The 19,730-nt window shown below is 58.6% G+C and carries 18 protein-coding genes and 5 pseudogenes; 9 read left to right on the top strand and 14 right to left on the bottom strand.

Annotated elements, in window-relative coordinates; translation table 11 throughout:
• Positions 1–8: 8 nt before the first annotated feature.
• Together FQ187_RS04095 and FQ187_RS04090 are read right to left on the bottom strand one after the other, a co-directional pair.
• Positions 9–1,361 carry a GntP family permease gene (locus FQ187_RS04095; protein ID WP_149628500.1) on the bottom strand — a complete coding sequence of 451 codons (1,353 nt, stop codon included), beginning with the start codon at positions 1,359–1,361 and terminating at the stop codon, positions 9–11.
• A gap of 82 nt (positions 1,362–1,443) precedes the next feature.
• The gene (locus tag FQ187_RS04090; protein WP_149628499.1) at positions 1,444–1,977 is read right to left on the bottom strand and encodes a gluconokinase; all 534 of its coding nucleotides are present in this window, start codon (positions 1,975–1,977) and stop codon (positions 1,444–1,446) included.
• Between the two features lie 375 nt (positions 1,978–2,352).
• Between FQ187_RS04090 and FQ187_RS04085 the strand changes: the two genes are divergently transcribed.
• Positions 2,353–3,384, top strand: coding sequence for a LacI family DNA-binding transcriptional regulator (locus tag FQ187_RS04085; protein ID WP_149628498.1), 1,032 nt, complete (start codon positions 2,353–2,355; stop codon positions 3,382–3,384).
• A 41-nt stretch (positions 3,385–3,425) separates the two neighbouring features.
• Here the strand turns inward: FQ187_RS04085 and FQ187_RS04080 are convergent, their stop codons facing one another.
• A complete protein-coding gene (locus FQ187_RS04080; protein ID WP_149628497.1) occupies positions 3,426–4,298 on the bottom strand; it encodes a LysR family transcriptional regulator in 873 nt (290 codons plus the stop codon).
• A gap of 120 nt (positions 4,299–4,418) precedes the next feature.
• On the opposite strand from FQ187_RS04080, the gene FQ187_RS04075 reads away from it, so the two are divergent.
• The 4 genes from FQ187_RS04075 (at position 4,419) to FQ187_RS04060 (ending at position 7,054) form a co-directional block, all read left to right on the top strand.
• Positions 4,419–4,850, top strand: coding sequence for a PACE efflux transporter (locus FQ187_RS04075; protein ID WP_149628496.1), 432 nt, complete (start codon positions 4,419–4,421; stop codon positions 4,848–4,850).
• A 56-nt stretch (positions 4,851–4,906) separates the two neighbouring features.
• Positions 4,907–5,539: a glutathione S-transferase family protein gene (locus FQ187_RS04070; RefSeq protein WP_149628495.1), complete on the top strand. Its 633-nt coding sequence runs from the start codon at positions 4,907–4,909 to the stop codon at positions 5,537–5,539.
• 40 nt (positions 5,540–5,579) lie between these two features.
• Entirely contained in the window at positions 5,580–6,320 is a 741-nt protein-coding gene (locus tag FQ187_RS04065; protein ID WP_149628494.1) for an NAD(P)-dependent oxidoreductase, read from the top strand.
• A 179-nt stretch (positions 6,321–6,499) separates the two neighbouring features.
• Complete coding sequence (locus tag FQ187_RS04060; RefSeq protein WP_149628493.1) at positions 6,500–7,054, top strand: hypothetical protein; 555 nt, start codon at positions 6,500–6,502, stop codon at positions 7,052–7,054.
• A 118-nt stretch (positions 7,055–7,172) separates the two neighbouring features.
• Here the strand turns inward: FQ187_RS04060 and FQ187_RS30825 are convergent.
• From FQ187_RS30825 to FQ187_RS04050, 3 genes and pseudogenes are all read right to left on the bottom strand, one after another.
• A pseudogene (locus FQ187_RS30825) lies at positions 7,173–7,604 on the bottom strand (methyl-accepting chemotaxis protein); the annotation flags it as partial.
• A 111-nt stretch (positions 7,605–7,715) separates the two neighbouring features.
• A pseudogene (locus tag FQ187_RS30820) lies at positions 7,716–8,387 on the bottom strand (PAS domain-containing protein); the annotation flags it as partial.
• A 522-nt stretch (positions 8,388–8,909) separates the two neighbouring features.
• The gene (locus FQ187_RS04050; protein ID WP_149628491.1) at positions 8,910–9,782 is read right to left on the bottom strand and encodes a LysR family transcriptional regulator; all 873 of its coding nucleotides are present in this window, start codon (positions 9,780–9,782) and stop codon (positions 8,910–8,912) included.
• A 99-nt stretch (positions 9,783–9,881) separates the two neighbouring features.
• On the opposite strand from FQ187_RS04050, the gene gstA reads away from it, so the two are divergent.
• Positions 9,882–10,481, top strand: coding sequence for a glutathione transferase GstA (gene gstA / locus FQ187_RS04045; RefSeq protein ID WP_149628490.1), 600 nt, complete (start codon positions 9,882–9,884; stop codon positions 10,479–10,481).
• 147 nt (positions 10,482–10,628) lie between these two features.
• Here the strand turns inward: gstA and FQ187_RS30240 are convergent.
• From FQ187_RS30240 to FQ187_RS04030, 3 pseudogenes are all read right to left on the bottom strand, one after another.
• Positions 10,629–10,751, bottom strand: a pseudogene (locus FQ187_RS30240) (ABC transporter substrate-binding protein); the annotation flags it as partial.
• Positions 10,750–11,087: pseudogene (locus FQ187_RS04035) on the bottom strand (PhnD/SsuA/transferrin family substrate-binding protein); the annotation flags it as partial. The pseudogenes FQ187_RS30240 and FQ187_RS04035, both read right to left, overlap by 2 nt.
• Positions 11,088–11,089: 2 nt before the next feature.
• Positions 11,090–11,622: pseudogene (locus tag FQ187_RS04030) on the bottom strand (fatty acid desaturase); the annotation flags it as partial.
• Between the two features lie 287 nt (positions 11,623–11,909).
• Here FQ187_RS04030 and FQ187_RS04025 point away from each other — a divergent pair.
• Positions 11,910–12,314, top strand: coding sequence for a GNAT family N-acetyltransferase (locus tag FQ187_RS04025; protein WP_149628489.1), 405 nt, complete (start codon positions 11,910–11,912; stop codon positions 12,312–12,314).
• Between the two features lie 12 nt (positions 12,315–12,326).
• On the opposite strand, the gene def is transcribed toward FQ187_RS04025, so the two are convergent.
• The 3 genes from def to FQ187_RS04010 form a co-directional block, all read right to left on the bottom strand.
• The gene (gene def, locus FQ187_RS04020) at positions 12,327–12,866 is read right to left on the bottom strand and encodes a peptide deformylase (protein ID WP_149628488.1); all 540 of its coding nucleotides are present in this window, start codon (positions 12,864–12,866) and stop codon (positions 12,327–12,329) included.
• A complete protein-coding gene (locus FQ187_RS04015; protein ID WP_149628487.1) occupies positions 12,863–13,822 on the bottom strand; it encodes a YihY/virulence factor BrkB family protein in 960 nt (319 codons plus the stop codon). Before FQ187_RS04015 ends, def begins: the two co-directional genes overlap by 4 nt.
• A gap of 171 nt (positions 13,823–13,993) precedes the next feature.
• Entirely contained in the window at positions 13,994–14,185 is a 192-nt protein-coding gene (locus tag FQ187_RS04010; RefSeq protein ID WP_149628486.1) for a CsbD family protein, read from the bottom strand.
• Positions 14,186–14,384: 199 nt separating this feature from the next.
• Here FQ187_RS04010 and FQ187_RS04005 point away from each other — a divergent pair, with 199 nt between their 5' ends.
• On the top strand, positions 14,385–14,762 hold the full coding sequence (locus FQ187_RS04005) for a hypothetical protein (RefSeq protein ID WP_149628485.1): 378 nt from the start codon (positions 14,385–14,387) through the stop codon (positions 14,760–14,762).
• A 61-nt stretch (positions 14,763–14,823) separates the two neighbouring features.
• Here FQ187_RS04005 and fadD1 read toward each other — a convergent pair whose 3' ends face one another.
• The gene (gene fadD1, locus FQ187_RS04000; protein ID WP_149628484.1) at positions 14,824–16,524 is read right to left on the bottom strand and encodes a long-chain-fatty-acid--CoA ligase FadD1; all 1,701 of its coding nucleotides are present in this window, start codon (positions 16,522–16,524) and stop codon (positions 14,824–14,826) included.
• 300 nt (positions 16,525–16,824) lie between these two features.
• Positions 16,825–18,513 (bottom strand): long-chain-fatty-acid--CoA ligase FadD2, encoded by a 1,689-nt coding sequence (gene fadD2 / locus FQ187_RS03995; RefSeq protein ID WP_149628483.1) that lies wholly within the window; start codon positions 18,511–18,513, stop codon positions 16,825–16,827.
• Between the two features lie 246 nt (positions 18,514–18,759).
• Between fadD2 and FQ187_RS03990 the strand changes: the two genes are divergently transcribed.
• Positions 18,760–19,704, top strand: a complete 945-nt coding sequence (locus tag FQ187_RS03990; protein ID WP_149628482.1) for an alpha/beta hydrolase — start codon at positions 18,760–18,762, stop codon at positions 19,702–19,704.
• The last annotated feature ends 26 nt before the right edge of the window (positions 19,705–19,730 follow it).

Below are 19,730 nucleotides of genomic sequence, written 5' to 3'. Positions count from 1 at the left end.
TCAGTGACTTAGACGAACAGCGACAACAGCAGGATAAAGCCCAGACCCACCACGGACAGGATGGTTTCCATCGCAGTCCAGGTCTTGAAGGTTTCCGCCACGGTCATGTTGAAGTACTGCTTCACCAGCCAGAAACCCGCATCGTTCACGTGAGACAGGATCAACGAACCGGCACCGGTGGCCAACACCAGCAGCTCACGGTTCACACCTGGAATCATCCCCACCACCGGCACCACGATGCCCGCGCCGGTAATGGTGGCTACGGTTGCCGAACCGGTCGCGATACGAATCACCGCTGCTACCAGCCAGGCCAGCAGGATCGGCGAGATCTGTGCGTTCACCGCCATGTGGCCGATCACGTCACCCACGCCGCTGGTCACCAGCATCTGCTTGAAGCCACCACCGGCACCGATGATCAGAATGATCGCGGCGGTCGGCGCAAGGCTCGCGTCGAGCAACTTGAGAATTTTGCTGGAGCCCATGCCCTGACGGTGCCCGAAGGTGTACAGCGACAGCAGCAACGCCAGCAGCAGCGCCGAAATCGGGTGACCGATCAGGTCCATGAACGAGCGGAAGAAATTGCCGTCCGGCAGGACCACGTCAGCAAAGGTCTTGAGCAACATCAGGAACACCGGCAGCAACACGGTGATCAGGGTGATGCTGAAGCTCGGCAGCTCAACTGCCTCTGGCTCGCGCGCCAGTTGGTCGACCAGTTCCTGGTTAGGATGACCCGGAATGTACTTGGCAATGAACGTGCCGTAGATCGGGCCGGCGATGATGGCCGTCGGCAGCGCAACGATCAGGCCGTAGAGAATGGTTTTACCAATGTCGGCACCGAACACACCGATGGCCAGCAACGGGCCCGGGTGCGGCGGAACCAGACCGTGCACGGCGGACAGACCGGCCAGCAGCGGGATACCGATCTTGATGATCGACACGCCGGTACGCCGGGCGACGATGAACACCAGCGGGATCAGCAGCACGAAGCCGATTTCGAAGAACAGCGGAATGCCGACCAGGAAGGCCGCGAACATCATCGCCCACTGCACCTTGTCCTTGCCGAACGCGCGAATCAGGGTTTGGGCAATCTGATCCGCCCCGCCCGACTCCGCCATCATTTTGCCGAGCATCGTGCCCAGCGCGAGGATGATCCCGACGAAACCGAGCACCCCACCGAAGCCGTCCTGGAACGCCTTGATGATGGTGCCGATCGGCATGCCGGAGGTCAGCCCGAGAAAGGCAGCGGCGATGATCAGGGCAATGAACGGATGAAGCTTGAACTTGGTGATCAGGACGATAAGCCCGATCACCGTGACCACTGCGTCTAGCAGCAGGAACGTCTCGTGGGACATGCCAAACATTAGGGGTGTCTCCTGGTTGTTGTTGTTATTAAAGCGGGTAATTCGCAAGCCATCAGGACAGCGCTATCTCTTCGGGCAAAACTCATACGGCGTGTTTCAGGCCATGAGCCTGCCACCAGTCATGAGCTTGCTTCGCCAATTGGTCGACGCTGTGGTTAGACGCGTCCAGTGCCAGGGTCAGGGGCTCGCCAACGGGGGATTCGAGGGTGGCGAACTGACTGTCGATCAACGTTGATGGCATGAAGTGGCCCGGCCGATGGGAGACGCGATCAGCGGCGACTTCCGGGGTCAGCTCAAGGAACACGAAGCCCAGGCCCGGCAAGGCGCGGCGCAGACGTTCGCGGTAAATGTGTTTGAGGGCCGAGCAGGTCAGCACCGGGCGTTCGCCCTTGGCGTCGATGCGGCGCAATTCATCGCACAGGCTGTCGAGCCAGCCGGTACGGTCGTCGTCGTTCAGGGGGATACCCGCGCTCATCTTTTCGATATTGGCGGCAGGGTGGAAAGTGTCGCCTTCAATGGCGGTCGCGCCGCTGAGTTGGCACAAGGCCTCGCTGACGCAAGTCTTGCCGCAACCGGCAACGCCCATGATGACCAGGGCGGTGATGGGATGATTCATGTAACACCTCAGTGCGCAGACAGCGCTACCTTTGACAGTTAGGACATTAGTGTCCTGTCTCATAAATACGTTCCTTTTTGACGAGTGGCTGTTGTTGTCAGGCAAGGCACCGCGACGAGTCATAGCTGGCTATGGCGAGGAGCGGTAACGCAGCATGACAGCAACAGACACCGTCAAAAATGAACAGTATTTATGAGACAGGACACTCCAATCAAAAGCAGAAGTTGCCGACGCCTTCTTGTCATTTTTGTGGGTTGCAGCATGTTCGTTCCCAACGCCAAAAAACGGGGATCAGGCAAACCCCGCTCACGCATTTGCAGCTGCGTCGAGACAGCGCTACCTTAGTGCCTCGAATTTTGTTTGGCAAGCCGTCCGATGATCTCCCCTAAAAACGATAAAAATACGCGCACCACTGGCCGCCCCACCCTGAGCGAAGTCGCACGCCTGGCCGGTGTCAGCCCGATCACTGCCTCTCGCGCCCTGCGCGGGGTCAGCACGGTGGCCACCGAACTGGTGGAAAAAGTGCAGAAAGCGGCGCTTGAACTCAACTACGTGGTCAACCCTGCCGCTCGCGCGTTAGCCTCGGCCCAGAGCCATTCGGTGGTGGTTTTGGTGCCGTCGCTGTCCAACTTATTGTTCATCGACACGCTGGAAGCCATTCATCAGGTTTTGCGCCCCAAAGGCTTTGAGGTGCTGATCGGGAACTTCCATTACTCACGTGATGAAGAAGAAAACCTGCTGCGCAACTACATGGCGTATCAGCCTCGCGGTTTGCTGCTGACCGGTTTCGACCGCACCGAAAGTTCGCGCCGGATGATCGAGGCCAGCAACATTCCGTGCGTGTACATGATGGAACTGGACAGCGCAGCCGGGCTCAATTGCGTGGGTTTTTCGCAACTCGCTGCCGGCGAGACAGCGGCCGGGCATTTGCTGTCACGCGGTCGTAAGCGTCTGGCCTACATCGGCGCGCAACTGGATCAACGCACGTTGCTGCGCGGCGAAGGTTTCCGCAAAGCCCTGCAAAAGGCCGGTTTGTATGACCCGGACCTGGAAGTGCTGACCCCTCGCGCTTCCTCCGTCGGCCTTGGTGGCGAACTGTTCCTGCAACTGATTGCCACTCGTCCCGATGTCGACGCGATCTTTTTCGGCAACGACGACCTGGCCCAGGGCGCACTGCTCGAAGCCATGCGCTGCGGGATCAAGATCCCCGAACAAGTGGCGATCCTCGGCTTCAACGACCTGCCGGCCTCGGCCCACATGGTCCCGCGCCTGAGCAGCATCAGCACCCCGCGCGAGGCGATTGGCCGTCGCGCGGCGGAGCAGATGTTGACGTTGATGGCTGGCAACACGGTGGCCAAACCGGTGCAGGACATGGGGTTTGAGTTGAAGGTGCGCGAAAGCACCTGACGCTGGTTGATCGTTTCCACCACTCTGCGTGGGAACGATCATCAACGCCCCATCAACTCCACAATCGCCAACGCCCCTTTCTGCAATGGCTGGCTCTTGAGCCATACCGCATGCACCGGCAGCACCAACCCGTTCTCGATGTTACGAAAGCTCAGGCGTTTGAGCCTTCCAGCATCGAGCCACGGCTGGACCACCGACAGCGGAAAATTGCCCCAACCCAATCCGGCCTCGACCATTTCCAGCGCCATGGCCAAGGTGTCGGTGCGCCAGTAAGACTCGGCCACCAGCGGCCGGGTTTCGCTGATCGGCAGGTCGCGGCTGGCGACGATGATTTGCCGTACGTGGACCAAGTCTTCCAGAAACAAATCCTTGCCCTGAAACAACGGATTGTCTGCCGCCAGCGTGGCGATCATCCGTTCGTTGCCGACGAACTGGAACCGCTCCAGCACGTTCATGCTCAGCCCGGCGAACGCCAGGCAAACGCTGACCCGGCCGCTGTGGAGCATCGCCAGCACATCATCCTGCGGTGCGCTGAGCACTTCGATCTCCAGTAGCGGATGACGCTCGGCGATGACCTTGATCGCCGCCATCACGCGGCCCTTGTCGATGTCCGCCACCACCCCGATCGACAACTTGCTTTCCAGCCCAAGCGACAACTCGACCGCATGCACTTGCAGCTGTTTGAGCTGCTCGGCAATCAGTCGCGCATGCGGCACCAATGCGCTGGCCATCGCCGTCGGTACCGGCTCGCGATGGCTGCGATCGAACAATGGATAACCGAGCTCGGCTTCCAGGTTGGCGATGCCCATGCTCACCGCCGACGGCACTTTACCCAGCGCCCGGGCGGCAGCGGAAAACGAGCCGCGCTCGATCACTGCGAGGAACAACTCGATGCTGTCACTGTTGAAATTCATCCATCGTCCTATCAATAAAACTGAAAGCTACTGACTTTTTCTGTCAGCCCTATTGAAGCTATCTTTCGTCGCCTTCGCCAGTGCTCCTGGCTTCAAGTTGGCAAGAAGAGGCAAAACCCCATGCAAGGCGTTAAACGAAAACTGGTCTACGTGTCGCTTTACGAGGTCATCGGCATGACCTTCTCGGCCCTGGGTCTGGCTTTGTTGTCCGGCACCTCGCCCGGCAGCACTGGCCCGTTGGCAGTGATCATCACCACCATCGCGGTGACCTGGAATTTCATCTACACCACGCTGTTCGAGCGCTGGGAAAGTCGTCAGCCTTCGCGAACCCGCACCGTTAAACGGCGCATCGCCCATGCCGTGGGTTTTCAACTAACCTTGATAGTGTTCCTCATCCCGTTGATCGCCTGGTGGATGAACATCAGCCTGGTGCAAGCCTTCCTGCTGGACGCGGCGCTGATCATTTTCATCCCGTGTTACACCTTCGCCTTCAACTGGTTGTTTGATCGTACGTTTGGTTTGCCAACTTCGGCGCTTCCGGATCCGGTTTGAAAACGCTGAATGTCTGTTAGATTCCTGAAGCGTCGAATCGCTAATGGAGTAGCTCAATGGAACACGCACTGAAGATTCTGGGTAAAGCCTCGTCCATTAACGTCAGAAAAGTCCTGTGGACCTGTGAGGAACTGGGTGTTGCCTACGAACGTGAAGACTGGGGCGGCGGTTATGCCTCGACCCACACGCCGGAGTTTCTCAGGCTCAATCCCAACGCACTGGTGCCGGTGCTCATCGATGAGGCCGGCGTGCTGTGGGAGTCCAACACCATCTGCCGCTATCTGGCCGGTAAACACCACAATACCGATCTGCTACCCCACGAACCGGCGGCCCGCGCTCGGGTGGAGCAGTGGATGGATTGGCAAGCGACTGAACTCAATGCCTCCTGGAGCTTTGCGTTCACGGCGTTGGTACGCAAAGATCCGGAGTTCCAGGACCCGCATCACATTGCCGCCGGTGTACACGGCTGGAATCAGAAAATGGGCATCCTCGAGCATCAGCTCGCGGCCACCAAAGCGTATGTCGCCGGGCCACACTTCACACTGGCGGACATCGTCATCGGGCTGTCGGTCAACCGCTGGCTGATGACACCGATGGAGCGTCCCGACTACCCCGCCATCGACGAGTATTTCCAACGGTTGGCACAACGCCCGGGGTTCCTGAAACATGGCTGCAACGGCCTGCCATAACGCCAAACCCGCAACGCTCCTACCCTGAAAAGAGAGACTCATGAACGGACTCAACGTACTGCTGACTGGTGCCTGCGGCAGAATCGGCAAAACCTTTTTCGAAGCCTCAAAAGACCGCTACACCTTCGTCCTGACGGATCGCGTGAAGCCCGACTTTGCGGTCGATGCGCCTCACCGTTTTGTCAGCCTGGACCTGTCCGACCCCGCGGCAATGGGCGAAGTATTGCAAGGGATCGACGTCATCGTGCACCTGGCCGGCATTCCTCACGCCACTGCCACTTTCAATGAGCTGCTGCCCAATAACATTCTGGCCACCACTTACCTGTTCGAAGCCGCGGCGGCGGCTGGCTGCAAACGACTGGTGTTCGCCAGCAGTGCGCAAACCATCGAAGGCTATCCGGTGGACCGGCAGATCACTCCGGGCATGCAGGTCATGCCGGCCAATCTGTATGGCGTCAGCAAGTGTTATGGCGAAGCGTTGTGTGCGTTCTATGCTGCCAAACGCAACCTTTCGACCATCGCGATACGGATCGGTGCTTTCGAATTCCCGGACCGTCATGAACTGACCAATGCCCGAGACCTGAGCGCCTGGCTGAGCCCGCGCGATGCAGTGCAATTGCTGCAGCGTTCGGTGGAGGTCGAAGGCGTGCAACACCTGATCGCCCACGGCATTTCCAACAACCGCTTCAAGCGCCTGGACCTCAGCGAAACCATGCGGGTGTTGGGTTACCGGCCGGTGGATGATGCGTTTCAGACGTTCGATATCCCTATTGCGCCATAAGCCCATCGCTGATCCACCGTGCGGTCGACCTCTGCCGTCCGGCGGCAAAGGTTGGCCTAAATTCCTCGTCATTTGCTGAGCTTCAAAGACGCAACTAGTTGTTTTTGTTGATATTTATCAACAAGGCATACTATTTGCTGAAAACACTGCACCGCAAATACCTACAAGGTCTCTTCATCATGTTGGTCAGTGCAAAACAAAACCTGGTGGCGCCCCTCCCCAAGCGCCCCGGCGACGAACCGATCACGGACGCTGCCGCCGGACTTCAGGGCGGCCTGCAAGCCGCCATGACGCAAGCCCTGCAAAACAATGTGCAGGCGCAAACCGCGCAGACCACTAAGCAGGTCCAGGACTCCGCCACTCAAATCGCCACGCAACAGGTCAGCGAAGCGACCCGGATCAGCGACTACGTTGATGAAGCGTTCGCTAAAACCCGCGTGGGACTGCAAGCCTCGTCCGCCCAACTACCGGCCGATGTTGAAACAGCCACGGACGCCTTCAAGGAGTACATGAGCAAAACACCGGAACAGCGGTTGCGCGACAGCATTCTGGAAGAGATGGGGCTGACGGAAGATGACTTAAAAGCCATGCCGCCGGAAAAACAACTGGCGATCGGTAAAGAGATTGCCGAGCGCATGCAAGACAAGATCAAACTGGCGCAAGCCGAGAAAGAGAACAGCAGCAGCGAAAACGGCAGCAGCCAGGTGGTCGACAAGTTCCTCGCTTCGCTTTAACAGCGCGGGCGACACAATCCGTAGCAGCTGGCGAAGCCTGCGTTCGGCTGCTACGGATCGCGTTTTGGCTTAACTGATCGGCATTGCCCTTCGAGGGACCCTTTTCAATGTTCCCCTATCAACTTATCTGCAAGGTCGAGTTGAACTGACTGATTGCATCCACCACATGCCGCGACCCTTGTTGAATCTCCAGAATCACCGCTCCTGCCTCATTCGCCAGTTCCACTCCAAGCCCGGTTCGACTCAAACTGGACTGCATGCTCGACACCGCACTCAATGACAAATCGTGGTTCTTGCGCACCACTTCAACGATCTCCAGTGTTGCCTGGCTCGTTCGTGCCGCAAGGCTGCGAACTTCATCGGCGACTACCGCGAACCCGCGCCCGTGCTCCCCGGCCCGGGCCGCTTCAATCGCGGCGTTGAGCGCCAGCAGGTTGGTCTGATCGGCAATGCCGCGAATGGTCTGAACGATGGTGCCGATGATGTCGGACTGTTTGCTGACGGCATCAATGCTCAGTGCCGCTTCGTTCAAGTCTTTGGAAATGTCCTGGATGGTCTGCACCGTTTGCTGCACCACCTGAGAACCTTTCTGCGCACACGCGTCGTTTTGAACCGAGGTGCTGTGGGCCGACTCCGCGGCGGTTTGCAGGGTGGTCACCTGATCGGTGATGTCGCTGGCGAACTTGACCACTTTGTACAATCGACCCTTGGTGTCGAACAGCGGGTTGTAGGAGGCCTCCAGGAAAACCGTATGACCGTGCTTATCTTTGCGCTCGAAACGGTGCGAGTGATATTCGCCGCGATTGAGCGAGGCCCAGAACGCTTTGTAGGCCTGAGATTCGGCTTCGGCGCGATGACAAAACAGGCTGTGGTGCTGGCCAACCACTTCGTTGAGCGAGTAATGCATCGTCTTCAAGAAGTTGTCGTTGGCCGTGATGACCTTGCCATCCGGAGTGAATTCGATCACGGCCATGGAACGACCGATCGCCGCGAGCATGCTCTCGTTTTCGTGCTCCTTGTAGACCCTGGCGGAGATGTCAGTGGCGACTTTGATCACACTCCGAACCTGACGATCAGCGCCGAACACCGGCATATAGCTGGCTTCAAGCCAGATCTCCTCGCCGCTCCTGTTCAAGCGTAAAAAGGTCCCGCTCACCGGTTCGCCACGGGCCAGGTCACGCCACAACTTGGCGTAGGCTTCGCTTCGATAAAACGCTTCATCGCAGAATATCCGGTGATGTTTTCCGCGCACTTCTTCGACGCTGTAACCCATGGCACTGCAAAAGTTGTCGTTGGCATCGAGCACGATGCCTTCGGGAGTGAACTCAATCATTGCCATCGAGCGACTGACCGCGGCCAACTTCGCGTTAGCCTCGGTCAGCGCGCAACTGAATCGTTCGATTTCCAGCAGGTCGGTCTTGTGACGTCGGTTAAACATAGTCGTATCACCTTCAGCGCGGTCTTTTGTTTGATGAAAGTTCTTTGGTCTTTCAACAGCTCCACCACTACGTTCCAAGGAACAGGCACACGCCCCCCTCCACAGGAAGGACTTGGTCAGGTGATCAATGATGTTTAATCGGAGAGTCCATGCAGCAACGCTCTTATCAAGACATCCTTCTCTTGATAGCCCGGAATCGGGCCAGCCCTAACGTTCTGATAAGACATTCCATTGACCGGACAGCTCCGTGTTGTTCAGAGTCGGTGCCTTGGGTTGCGCACGCTTTTAACGTGTGTGACGGCCTTCACATGGCGGTCGACATAGTTAGTTACGAGTCAGCATAGACAGGCGAGGAAGGTAAGCAAGGCCACTAGTCGGCCAGTATTGAGGACAAAATCGGTTCAGCATCGGTATGCGTCATTTCTCAGCGAGCATGCCCATCAACGCCTGCACCGCCGCCGAGGGAGGCTTTTTCGCAGCGGCCACCAAGGCAAACTCTCGATCGATACGCGGTTTGACCGGCACCACACGCAGCCCCTGAAGTTGGCTCGGCAGTGTCATCTCCGGCACCAGCGTCACTCCGATGTTTTCCCGCACCAGGGTGAACGCACTGCTCCATTCACGGACCTCGACCCGCACATCACGCAGTTGCAGCCCGGCATCCTTCGCCAGGCTGCGAGCGTTGGTCGAACAACCGCCCGTGGCCAGTACAAAAGGTTGCTCCGCCAACTCCGCCAGGGAGATGCCTTCTTCATTCGAACGGCGAGCCAAGGGATGGCCGCCGGGCACCACCGCCATCCAGGCATCACGTCCGAGGCGACCGGCATTGCGCTCGGGCGCCGGGTTCAATACCACGCCGACATCCACCAACCCGGCACCGAGCAGCGTTTCCACTTCATCGTCGCTGACCTCCAGCGCGACCACCTGAATGCCGGGATAAAGCCGGTTGAACTGACGCAGCAGCGGCGGCAGGAAAGTCGCCAGCACCATGGGGAAACTGGCTAGGCGAATCGTCCCGCGCTGAATGTCTTTGGTGGCATCGACGCAGGTGCGGATATTTTCCAGGGCACCGAGCATGGTTCTCGCGTGTTCGATCACAGACAGGCCGATTGCCGTCGGCAAGGTCTGGCGACTCTCCCGACTGAACAGCTGAACGCCCAGAGTTTCTTCAATCAACGCCAAGGCCTGGCTGGCACCGGACTGGGTCATGCCGACCCGCTCGGCAGCCCGGGTAATGTTGCCCGTGTCAGCCACCGCCACCACCATTCGCCAATGCATCAGATTCATCATGGCAGTAGCTTTCCTTATGGCGGTTTTCTGAAAGATTAATTTTACCGAGGGTGCTGCGCACTATGACACTGGCGCAAATCCCCAACCAGAGCCCTGCCAATGAAGTTGTATTACGCCCCACACGCCTGCTCGCTCGCGCCACATATCGTGCTGCGCGAACTGGATCTGTCGTTCGAATTGATCCGCGTCAACAACAACACCAAGAGAACTGCCAGCGGCGAGGACTTCCTCGCCATCAACCCCAAGGGTTACGTCGCGGCATTGCAACTGGACAATGGCGAAGTGCTGACCGAAGGCCCGGCAATCCTGCAATACCTGGCAGACCTGCGACCCGAGGGGAACCTGGCGGCAGCGAACGGTACGTTCGAACGGGTACGATTGCAGGAGTGGCTGAATTTCGTCTCGACCGAAATTCATGGTGGCTTGGGTTGGCTGTTCAATGCCGAATTTCCAGATGAGGTGAAAGCGCTGATCAAAGCGAAGTTGTTCAAGCGGTTGGCGGTGCTGAGCCAGACGCTGGAACGGCAGGATTATTTGATGGGTGAGTTGAGCGTGGTTGATGCGTATTTGTTTACGGTGTTGCGTTGGGCGCCACTGTTTGCGATTGATCTGGATCAGTGGCCGGCGTTGGTGCGATTTCAGGTCAGAATTGACCAGAGGCCAGCCGTTAAGGCGGCGTTGGCTGCGGAGTGGGTGTAGGACTTAAGACCATTCGCGAGCAGGCTCGCCCCCACAAGGGGATCTCTGTCGATCACAACTTCGTGAACACCCGAAATCACCTGTGGGAGATTCTATGGTTGAGGGGAAGCCCTCAACTGACTTTTGGTTGGTATTCGCTCTGCTCTTCAGCAGATCGATCGGCAGGTCGACCTTTTCGAAGAATGCCACCAGGTCCGGGTACTGCGCCTTGAACGGCGCGGACACCCCAATCGCCAGGCTTGCCGGCATCGAACGCGTGCCTTTTGGATTCTCCTTCGGCATGGCGCGCCAGATAGGCGAAGGTGACGCTGTCGATGGCCGCCAGGTCCGCTGTTTCTTCACGCAACCCACGCAGGCTTTCGCGGTGGCTGCCGCTGATACCGACACTGGCGAAGAACTGCCCGTCTCGATGCAGCGGCGCCAGTCGGTGACGCAACAGGTTCATGCCGCTGTTGGAGTCTTCGCCATGATCGCCCCACGACTGTCGCGAAAGGCCGGCAGGCTGCGCCACGGATCATCGGCGCGACTCAGCAACAGGCTGCAATGGTTGCCGCCATTGGCGTCCGGCAGCTTATAGCGAGGACGACCGATGACCCGGACCCGACCGGCTCGCGACGCGCGCGGTAGGCGCGGGGCAAGTCGTACCAGGGCAGCCCTGGCAAGTCGTGATGCACCAAATGCAGATTGAGGTTGAGGAACAGCCAGCGCCACGGCCAGGCGGCTTCGTTGATGATCGTCCTTTGCTCGGGCGCGGCATGGGGACGGTGTTCATAGTAGGAGCGAATCATGGCAATCGATAGCGCCGGCACACTGATCAGCAACAGGTAATGCCAGATCGGCAGCACGCTGTAGCGGGCGATAAACAGCAACATCAGCGGGGTCAGCGTGCCGTGGGTCAGCCACATCAACCAGGCTGCCGCTCACCCGTTTTCAGACGCTGCAGCTCTTCCCGGGCCAGCGCCAGCAAGGCCAGCGGTGCACCGAGGGCGAAGCGTCCGAGTACGGTTTTGTTCAGCCAGTGCAGGCTTTGTTCGAACAGTGAACTGCCCTGCCACTGCTCGGAGCTCAGGTACCGGCTTTCCGGATCGCGACCCGGGAGGGTCAGGTCTTCGTCGCAGTGCCTTCTGTGCAACGACGCTGATGAATCTTGCAAATTATTTGGTTATTTCGTCAGAAGCAGCGGGAGCCCGAGGCCGGGCTCCCTTGTCACAGGCTCAATGACCGAACACATCCACCTTCTTGGCCTTCTTGTCCGCGCGCTTTTCATCGGCGGTTTTTGCCGGTTTCTTCTTTGCCGCTTTTTTTGAATCCATGCCTTTGGCCATGATACGTACTCCACTCATACGGGATGTGAGATCAGGTATACACCTATCGCTGCGCGCGCGTTCTTTTATAATCACCCGCTTTGCGCACCGACAGTCGAAGACCATGCCCAACACCCAGTACACCTTGCTCGCCGAGCCTTTATGGCCCTTGATGAACAAGTTTTATCGCGTTCACCAATCGTCGATGAAAGCGGTCCGCGACGCTCAACTCTGGGTGGCCAGGCGCGGCGCGCTGTGTTTGCGTCCGGTGGCGGACGGGCATTGGCTGACGGGTTTGTTTGTCGATCCGGCCTGCCGTGAACAGGGCATCGCTGCGGCGCTGATCGCCGAGGCGCTCAAGGAGCTTGAAGGCCCGGTGTGGCTGTTTTGTCATCCGGACTTGCGCGGGTTTTATGAACGTCGCGGTTTTACCTTCGACCCGCCACTGCCCTACTCCATGGCGGAACGCTTGAGCCGTTATGCGCGCAGCAAACCGATGATCGCCATGGGTCTGGAAGCCTCTGAATGATTCAGGAAGGCGTCAGTCGCCTGCAGCAGGATCGAGATCCGGAAACATCACGTCGGTAAACCCGAACTTGCTGAAGTCACTGATGCGCGACGGGTACAACCGACCGATCAGGTGATCGCATTCATGCTGCACCACGCGTGCATGGAATCCCGAGGCGATGCGCACGATCGGCTGCCCTTTGGGATCGAAACCTTCGTACCGAATGTGTTGATAGCGATCCACCGCGCCGCGCAGTCCGGGCACCGACAGGCAGCCTTCGAAACCCTCTTCCAGCGTCGGGCTCAACGGTGTGATCAGCGGGTTGATCAGAATCGTCTGCGGCACGGCTTCGGCGTCCGGATAGCGTTCGCTGTGCTCGAAACCGAAGATCACCAGTTGCAGGTCGACACCGATCTGCGGCGCAGCCAGGCCAACCCCGCCAACGCTTTCCATGGTCTGGAACATGTCGTCGATCAGTTGCCACAGCTGCGGGCTGTCGAACATTTCGGCGGGCACCGGCGGGGCAATGCGCAGCAGGCGCTCGTCGCCCATTTTCAGAATTTCACGGATCATTTGATGACTTCGTCAGTGGTCGGCTTGATCGAGTGGTCCCGACCCAGTCCCGACACGTGTTGTTTGGGTTCTTCGTGGGCGAGTTCGCCGGGGACTTTTTCGCCATCATTCTTGCCCTCGGTCGACATGTGTTCGATCACGGCATTCATCTCGGCGCCGAGCAACAGCACCGCGGCGGAAATGTAGAAGTACAGCAACAGCACGATGATCGCGCCGATACTGCCATACATGGCGTTGTAGTTGGCGAACGTCTTGACGTACAGGCCGAAACCCACCGACGCGATGATCCACACCACCACCGCCAGCACCGAGCCCGGGGTGATGAAGCGAAACTCTTGCTTGACGTCGGGCATGACGTAATAAATCAGCGCCACCGCCATCATCAACAGAATCACGACCACCGGCCAGCGCACGATGGTCCAGAGGGTCACGATGAAGTCTTCGAGGCCGACTTGCGAGGCGATCCAGCCCATCACCTGCGGCCCGAGCACCATCAGCGCAGCGGCCACCAGCAGCATGCCAGCGATGCCGACGGTGTAAATAATCGACAGCGGGAAACGCTTCCACGCCGGCCGGCCTTCGACCACGTCGTAGGCGGCGTTCATCGCACTCATCATCAGCCGTACACCGGCAGACGCAGTCCATAGGGCAATCACGATACCGATCGACAGCAAGCCCCCCTTGGATTGCTGGAGCTGGTCGATGACCGGGTTGACCTGCTCCAGCGCCTGGGGCGGCAGGACCAGTTCCGATTGCAGCCGCAGCCAGGAGAAGAAGTCCGGGAGGTGCAGGAAACCGATCAGGGCGATCAGGAACAGAATGAAGGGGAACAGCGAGAACAGCATCTGATAGGCCAACGCCGAGGCATAGGTCGACATCTCGTCGTCGACGAACTCGGTGATCGTGCGCACCATCACACGGTGTATGGGCAGACCTTTCATGTGTGGGAAAAACATTAGCGTCTCCTTTCGCCGCAAATTTGCTCGAAGTCGTGGCGACTCAGGGGCCGTTTTCTACATCAAAGTAGCCTACTTGGCGAGTTTGAAACAATTTCCTTGTGCAAGTTCAGGCTGACACAAAAACGGCCATCCGCGGATGGCCGTTTCTGTTGCTCATCAAAGGCCTGATCACGCCTTGTCGATGCCTTTTTTGATTGCGTCCTTGGCTTTACCGACCGCTTGCTGGGCCTCGCCTTTCTTTTCCTGCACGACGCCTTCGGCGCGCATTTTGTCGTTACCGGTGGCCTTGCCGACGCCTTGCTTGACGTTGCCGGCGGCTTCGTTGGCCATGCCTTTTACTTTATCGCCAGTGCTGCTCATGGTGTTTCTCCTGTGAACAATTGAACAAGAAAAGTCGTTACACAAGGTTGACCGGAGGCGTTTGCGGGGAGTTTCATTTATTTTCCCGGCGACATTTCATCGTTCAATGCAGGTTGGGCTTTATGTTTGCCGACCAACCCCCGAGAATGCGCAACGTATTCAGGCCATGGCACTGAAGATCCAATCCCGTAGGAATGTTATGAAACTCGATAAAAAGCAGGCCATTGCCCGCAGAAACCAGGAACTTGGCGGTGCTGTGCTTGGCGTCAACAACTGCCATTTCACCGAATTGAACCGCAACCGCAACATCTGGTGGTTTGATATTCCGGTCGCACGTCTGGCCATTGGTCAGTACGAATGGGTTCACCTGCTGATGCACACCCCGGATACCGACGAACTGCTGCACCTGAAAGTGCCGACGGTGTTCCTGTGCGAGAAGCTCGAAGGCCTGGTGGTGCGCAACGAAGGTAAACGCAAAGCGGCCTTGAGCCTGGAACTGAGCGCCGACAAGGACTCGTACCTCCAGGACATGCGCCCGGCGGGCACCAACGTCAATTTCGCGCAGTTCCGCCTCTAAGCAGAGCGTGGGAACGATCGATCAGGTAAACAAAGCCCCGCATCTGCGGGGCTTTTGTTTGTTACGCGCTGACCTTCTTGACGCCGAGCTTCTTCAGCTCTTCGTCGCGCAACTCGCGGCGCAGGATCTTGCCGACGTTGGTGGTCGGCAGCGCATCGCGGAATTCCACGGCTTTCGGCACTTTGTATCCGGTGACGTTGGCGCGCATGTGCTCCATCACCTGTTCCTTGGTCAGCGTCACGCCCGGTTTGGCGACGATGAAGATCTTGATCGCCTCGCCCGACTTCTCGTCCGGCACGCCGATGGCTGCGCATTGCAGCACGCCTGGTAGGGTCGCGAGCACGTCTTCCAGCTCGTTCGGATACACGTTGAAACCGGAGACCAGGATCATGTCTTTCTTGCGATCGACGATGCGCATGTAACCGTCAGGCTGGATCAGCGCGATGTCACCGGTCTTCAACCAGCCTTGGCTGTCGAGGATTTCATCGGTGGCGTCCTGACGCTGCCAGTAACCCTTCATCACTTGCGGACCTTTCACACACAGCTCGCCGATGTCGCCTAACGGCTGTTCAACGCCGGCATCGTCGATGACTTTGCACAGGGTCGACGGCACCGGAATACCGATGGTGCCGATCTGGATGTTCTGGATTGGATTGACGGTGGCCACCGGGCTGGTTTCGGTCATGCCGTAACCTTCGCAGATGGCGCAACCGGTGACCGCTTTCCAACGCTCGGCCGCGGCCAGTTGCAGGGCCATGCCACCGGACAGGGTGACTTTCAGTGCAGAGAAATCCAGCTTGCGGAAGCCTTCGTTGTTGCACAGGGCGACAAACAGCGTATTGAGCCCGACGAAACCGCTGAACTTCCACTTCGACAGTTCCTTGACCATCGCCGTCAAATCGCGCGGGTTGCTGATCAGGATGTTGTGGTTGCCGATCAGCATCATCGCCATGCAATGAAAGGTGAAGGCATAGATGTGGTACAGCGGCAGCGGCGTGATCAGGACCTCGCAACCTTCATTGAGGTTGGAACCCATCAGCGCCTTGCACTGCAGCATGTTCGCCACCAGGTTGCGATGGGTCAGCATCGCGCCCTTGGCCACGCCGGTGGTGCCGCCGGTGTATTGCAGCACGGCAACGTCGCTGCTGGCCGGGTTGGCTTCAGCGACTGGCTGGCCGTGGCCCTTGCTTAATACGTCGTTGAACTTGATGGCCTTGGGCAAGTGATACGCCGGGACCATCTTCTTCACGTATTTGATGACGCTGTTGACCAGCAGACGCTTGAGCGGCGGCAGCAGGTCGGCCACTTCGGTGACGATCACGTGCTTGACGCCGGTTTTCGGCACGACGAGCTGGGCCAGGTGCGCCATGTTGGCCAGGCAGACCAGGGCTTTGGCACCGGAGTCGTTGAATTGGTGTTCCATTTCCCGCGCGGTGTACAGCGGGTTGGTGTTGACGACGATCAGCCCGGCGCGGATGGCACCGAAGACGGCGACCGGGTACTGCAACACGTTGGGCAGCTGCACGGCGATTCGATCGCCCGGCTGCAAGTCGGTATGCTGTTGCAGGTACGCGGCAAAGGCACCGGACAATTCGTACAGTTCACCGTAGGTGATTGTCTTGCCCAGGTTGCTGAACGCCGGTTTGTCGGCAAAGCGTTGGCAGGACTGCTTCAACACCGCCTGAATATTCGGATACTCGTCCGGATTGATGTCGGCAGCAATCCCGGCAGGGTACTTATCCTTCCAAAAGTCTTCGATCATGGAAGCCCACTCCTCAGCAACGCGAATTCATCACCGCATTTGATGCGATTATTATTGGTGTGTGTTTGTTGGTGAGTCTGGCTATTTACATAGGCCGAGAAGTCACAAAGCGCGCCGAGAGTAGCAGCTTTGCCTAGGGCCGACTAGAGCCAAAAGCCGCCTCCACAGTCACTTTAATGACTCAAGAGCATAAAGCAGTCATTTTAGAGCAAAAATTCTATACGACCTTGAAAGCCCCATAAATATGGGGCTTAAAAGCAAAAGATCGCAGCCTTCGGCAGCTCCTCGGTCTACGGCCGGTTACGCGATATCACGCAACTCCCGCCGCAAGATCTTGCCCACCGGCGTCATCGGCAACGACTCACGCAAGACGATGTGCTTGGGCACTTTGTACGCCGTGAAGTTTTCCTTGCAGTAAGCCTTCAGCTCTTCAAGGCTGACACCCGTTTCACGGGCCACCACAAACAGCTTCACCGCCTCCCCCGAACGCTCGTCCGGCACCCCGATCACCGCACAGTTGGCGACTTTCGGGTGAGCCATCACCACGTCTTCAATCTCGTTCGGGTACACGTTGAAACCCGAGACGATGATCATGTCTTTCTTGCGATCGACGATGCGCACAAAACCGTCCGGGTCGATCACCGCGATGTCACCGGACTTGAACCAGCCTTCGGCATCCAGCACTTCGGCAGTGGCTTCGGGTTTCTGCCAGTAGCCCTTCATGATCTGCGGGCCCTTGATGCACAGTTCGCCGCGCTCGCCCAGCGCCTGCTCGACGCCTTCATCGTTGATGACCTTCAGCGTGGTGCCCGGCACTGGCAGGCCGACCGTACCGATGCGCGACTTGTCGCCGTACGGGTTGGTGCAGGCCACCGGCGAGGTTTCGGTCAGGCCGTAACCTTCGGTGATGCGGCAACCGGTGAGCTGTTCCCAGCGCTCGGCCGTGGCCTTGACCAGCGCGGTGCCGCCGGAGTTGGTGAGTTTGAGGCTGGAGAAATCCAGAGTCTTAAAGTCCGGGTGGTCCATCAGGGCGACGAACAGCGTGTTGAGCCCCAGCAACGCCGAGAACCGCCAGTTCTTCAGCTCCTTGATGAAGCCCTTGATGTCTCGCGGATTGGTGATCAGCACGTTGTGGTTGCCAGTCACCATCATGCACATGCAATTCGCGGTGAAGGCATAGATGTGGTACAGCGGCAGCGGCGCGATCATCACCTCCTGCCCTTCGCGCAGCAACGGCTGGCCGTCTTTGCCGAACTGTCCCAGACACGCTCGCGCCTGCTGCATGTTCGCGACCAGGTTGCCGTGCGTCAGCATCGCGCCCTTGGCCAGGCCAGTGGTGCCGCCGGTGTATTGCAGCACGGCGATGTCGTTGAGACTGGCGTTCAGCGGCTTGATGCCCAGGCCCCGGCCCAGATGCAGCGCGCTCTTGAAGGAGATGGCCTGCGGCAAGGAGTACGCCGGGACCATCTTCTTGACCTTGCTCACCATCGTATTGACCAGCCAGCCCTTGGCGGCGGGCATCAGGTCGCCCATCTTCGCTTCGATCAGGTACTGGATGTCGGTGTCGGGCAGCACTTCCTGGATTTTTTGCCCGAACATGTTCAGGTAAACCAGCGCCCGGGCACCGGAGTCCTTGAATTGATGACGCATCTCCCGCGCGGTGTACAGCGGGTTGGTGTTGACCACGATCAGCCCGGCGCGCAGGGCACCGAACACGGCAATCGGGTAATGCAGGACGTTGGGCATCTGCACCGCAATGCGATCCCCGGGCACCAGGTCGGTGTGGGCTTGCAGGTAACCGGCGAACGCTGCGCTGTAGCGTTCCAGTTCGGCGTAGGTCAGGGTGACGCCCATGTTGCTGAATGCCGGGCGGTCAGCAAATTTCTTGCAGGAACGCTCGAACACCTCGATCACCGACTTGTAGGCCCCTTGATCGATGTCCAGGGGCACGCCGGCCGGGCGTTTGTCATTCCAGAAATCAGGTTGCATTGTTCTTGTCCTCTTTACCTGAACCTATCCGGGGCCGCTTTTCTGTCCTTCTTCAAAAACAAAAAGCGAAAAGCGGAGCTTCACGGACACTAGCAGCTATGGCGAATCAGGCAAATATGCGCACGGTCGACATTGATCGTGTGAATCTAGCTGCCGTGGCGTGGCCTGATCAGACGGCACGCTTTGGATGCGCTATACAATGCAACGACGCCCATGCCACATGCAGCCCTACGCAAAGGAACCGCCATGATCCACGACACTTTCTGGCTGACCGCGAGTGACCGCAGCCGCCTCTTCGTTAACCAGTGGCTGCCCGCCGCGCCGTTAAAAGCAGTGATCCTGCTGGCCCACGGCATGGCGGAACACAGTGGCCGCTACGCGCGTCTGGCGGAAAAACTCTGTGCTCAGGGCTACGGTGTGTATGCGCCGGACCTGCGTGGACATGGCAAAACTGCCGAAAACGGGACCCTCGGCCATTTCGCCGACGATGACGGTTGGTGCAAGGTGGTCGGCGACCTGGCGAGCCTCAACCAGCACATCGGCCAACAACATCCGGGGCTGCCGATTGTGTTGCTCGGTCACAGCATGGGCAGCTACATCGCCCAGGCCTATCTGCTGCACCACAGCGCCAGCCTGCACGGGGCCGTTCTCAGCGGGTCGAACTTCCAACCGGTGGCGCTCTATCGCGCGGCGCGGCAGATTGCGCGGTTAGAACGTTTGCGCCAGGGCCCGAAGGGTCGCAGCGCGCTGATCGAGTGGCTGTCATTCGGTTCGTTCAACAAGAAATTCAAACCGGAACGCACCCAGTTCGACTGGCTCAGTCGCGACCCGGCCCAGGTCGACCTGTACGCCAATGACCCGCTCTGCGGCTTTCGCTGCACCAATCAACTGTGGATCGATTTACTCGGTGGGTTGCAGCAAATCAGCAAAGCGTCCAATCTCGCTCAGATTGATCCGGGCCTGCCGTTGCTGGTCATCGGCGGTGAATGTGATCCGGTGAGCGAAGGCAAGCGTCTGAAAGATCTGGCCCATGCGCTGCGCGCTGCCGGCAGCCAGAGCCTGCAACTGACTATTTACCCGCAGGCACGGCATGAACTGTTCAACGAGAGCAACCGCGATGAAGTGATCAATGACGTGTTGAGCTGGATCGCCCAGGCGCTGAGCCACCGTCGGCCACCCAGATCGGAATAGTTTTTTTGAATTTATTTATTCGTGAC

The organism is Pseudomonas sp. ANT_J28 (assembly GCF_008370005.1).
GTDB lineage: Bacteria > Pseudomonadota > Gammaproteobacteria > Pseudomonadales > Pseudomonadaceae > Aquipseudomonas > Aquipseudomonas frigoris.
The sequence above is the reverse complement of the archived record's forward strand: the minus strand, read 5'-3'. Positions and strand labels throughout refer to the sequence as shown.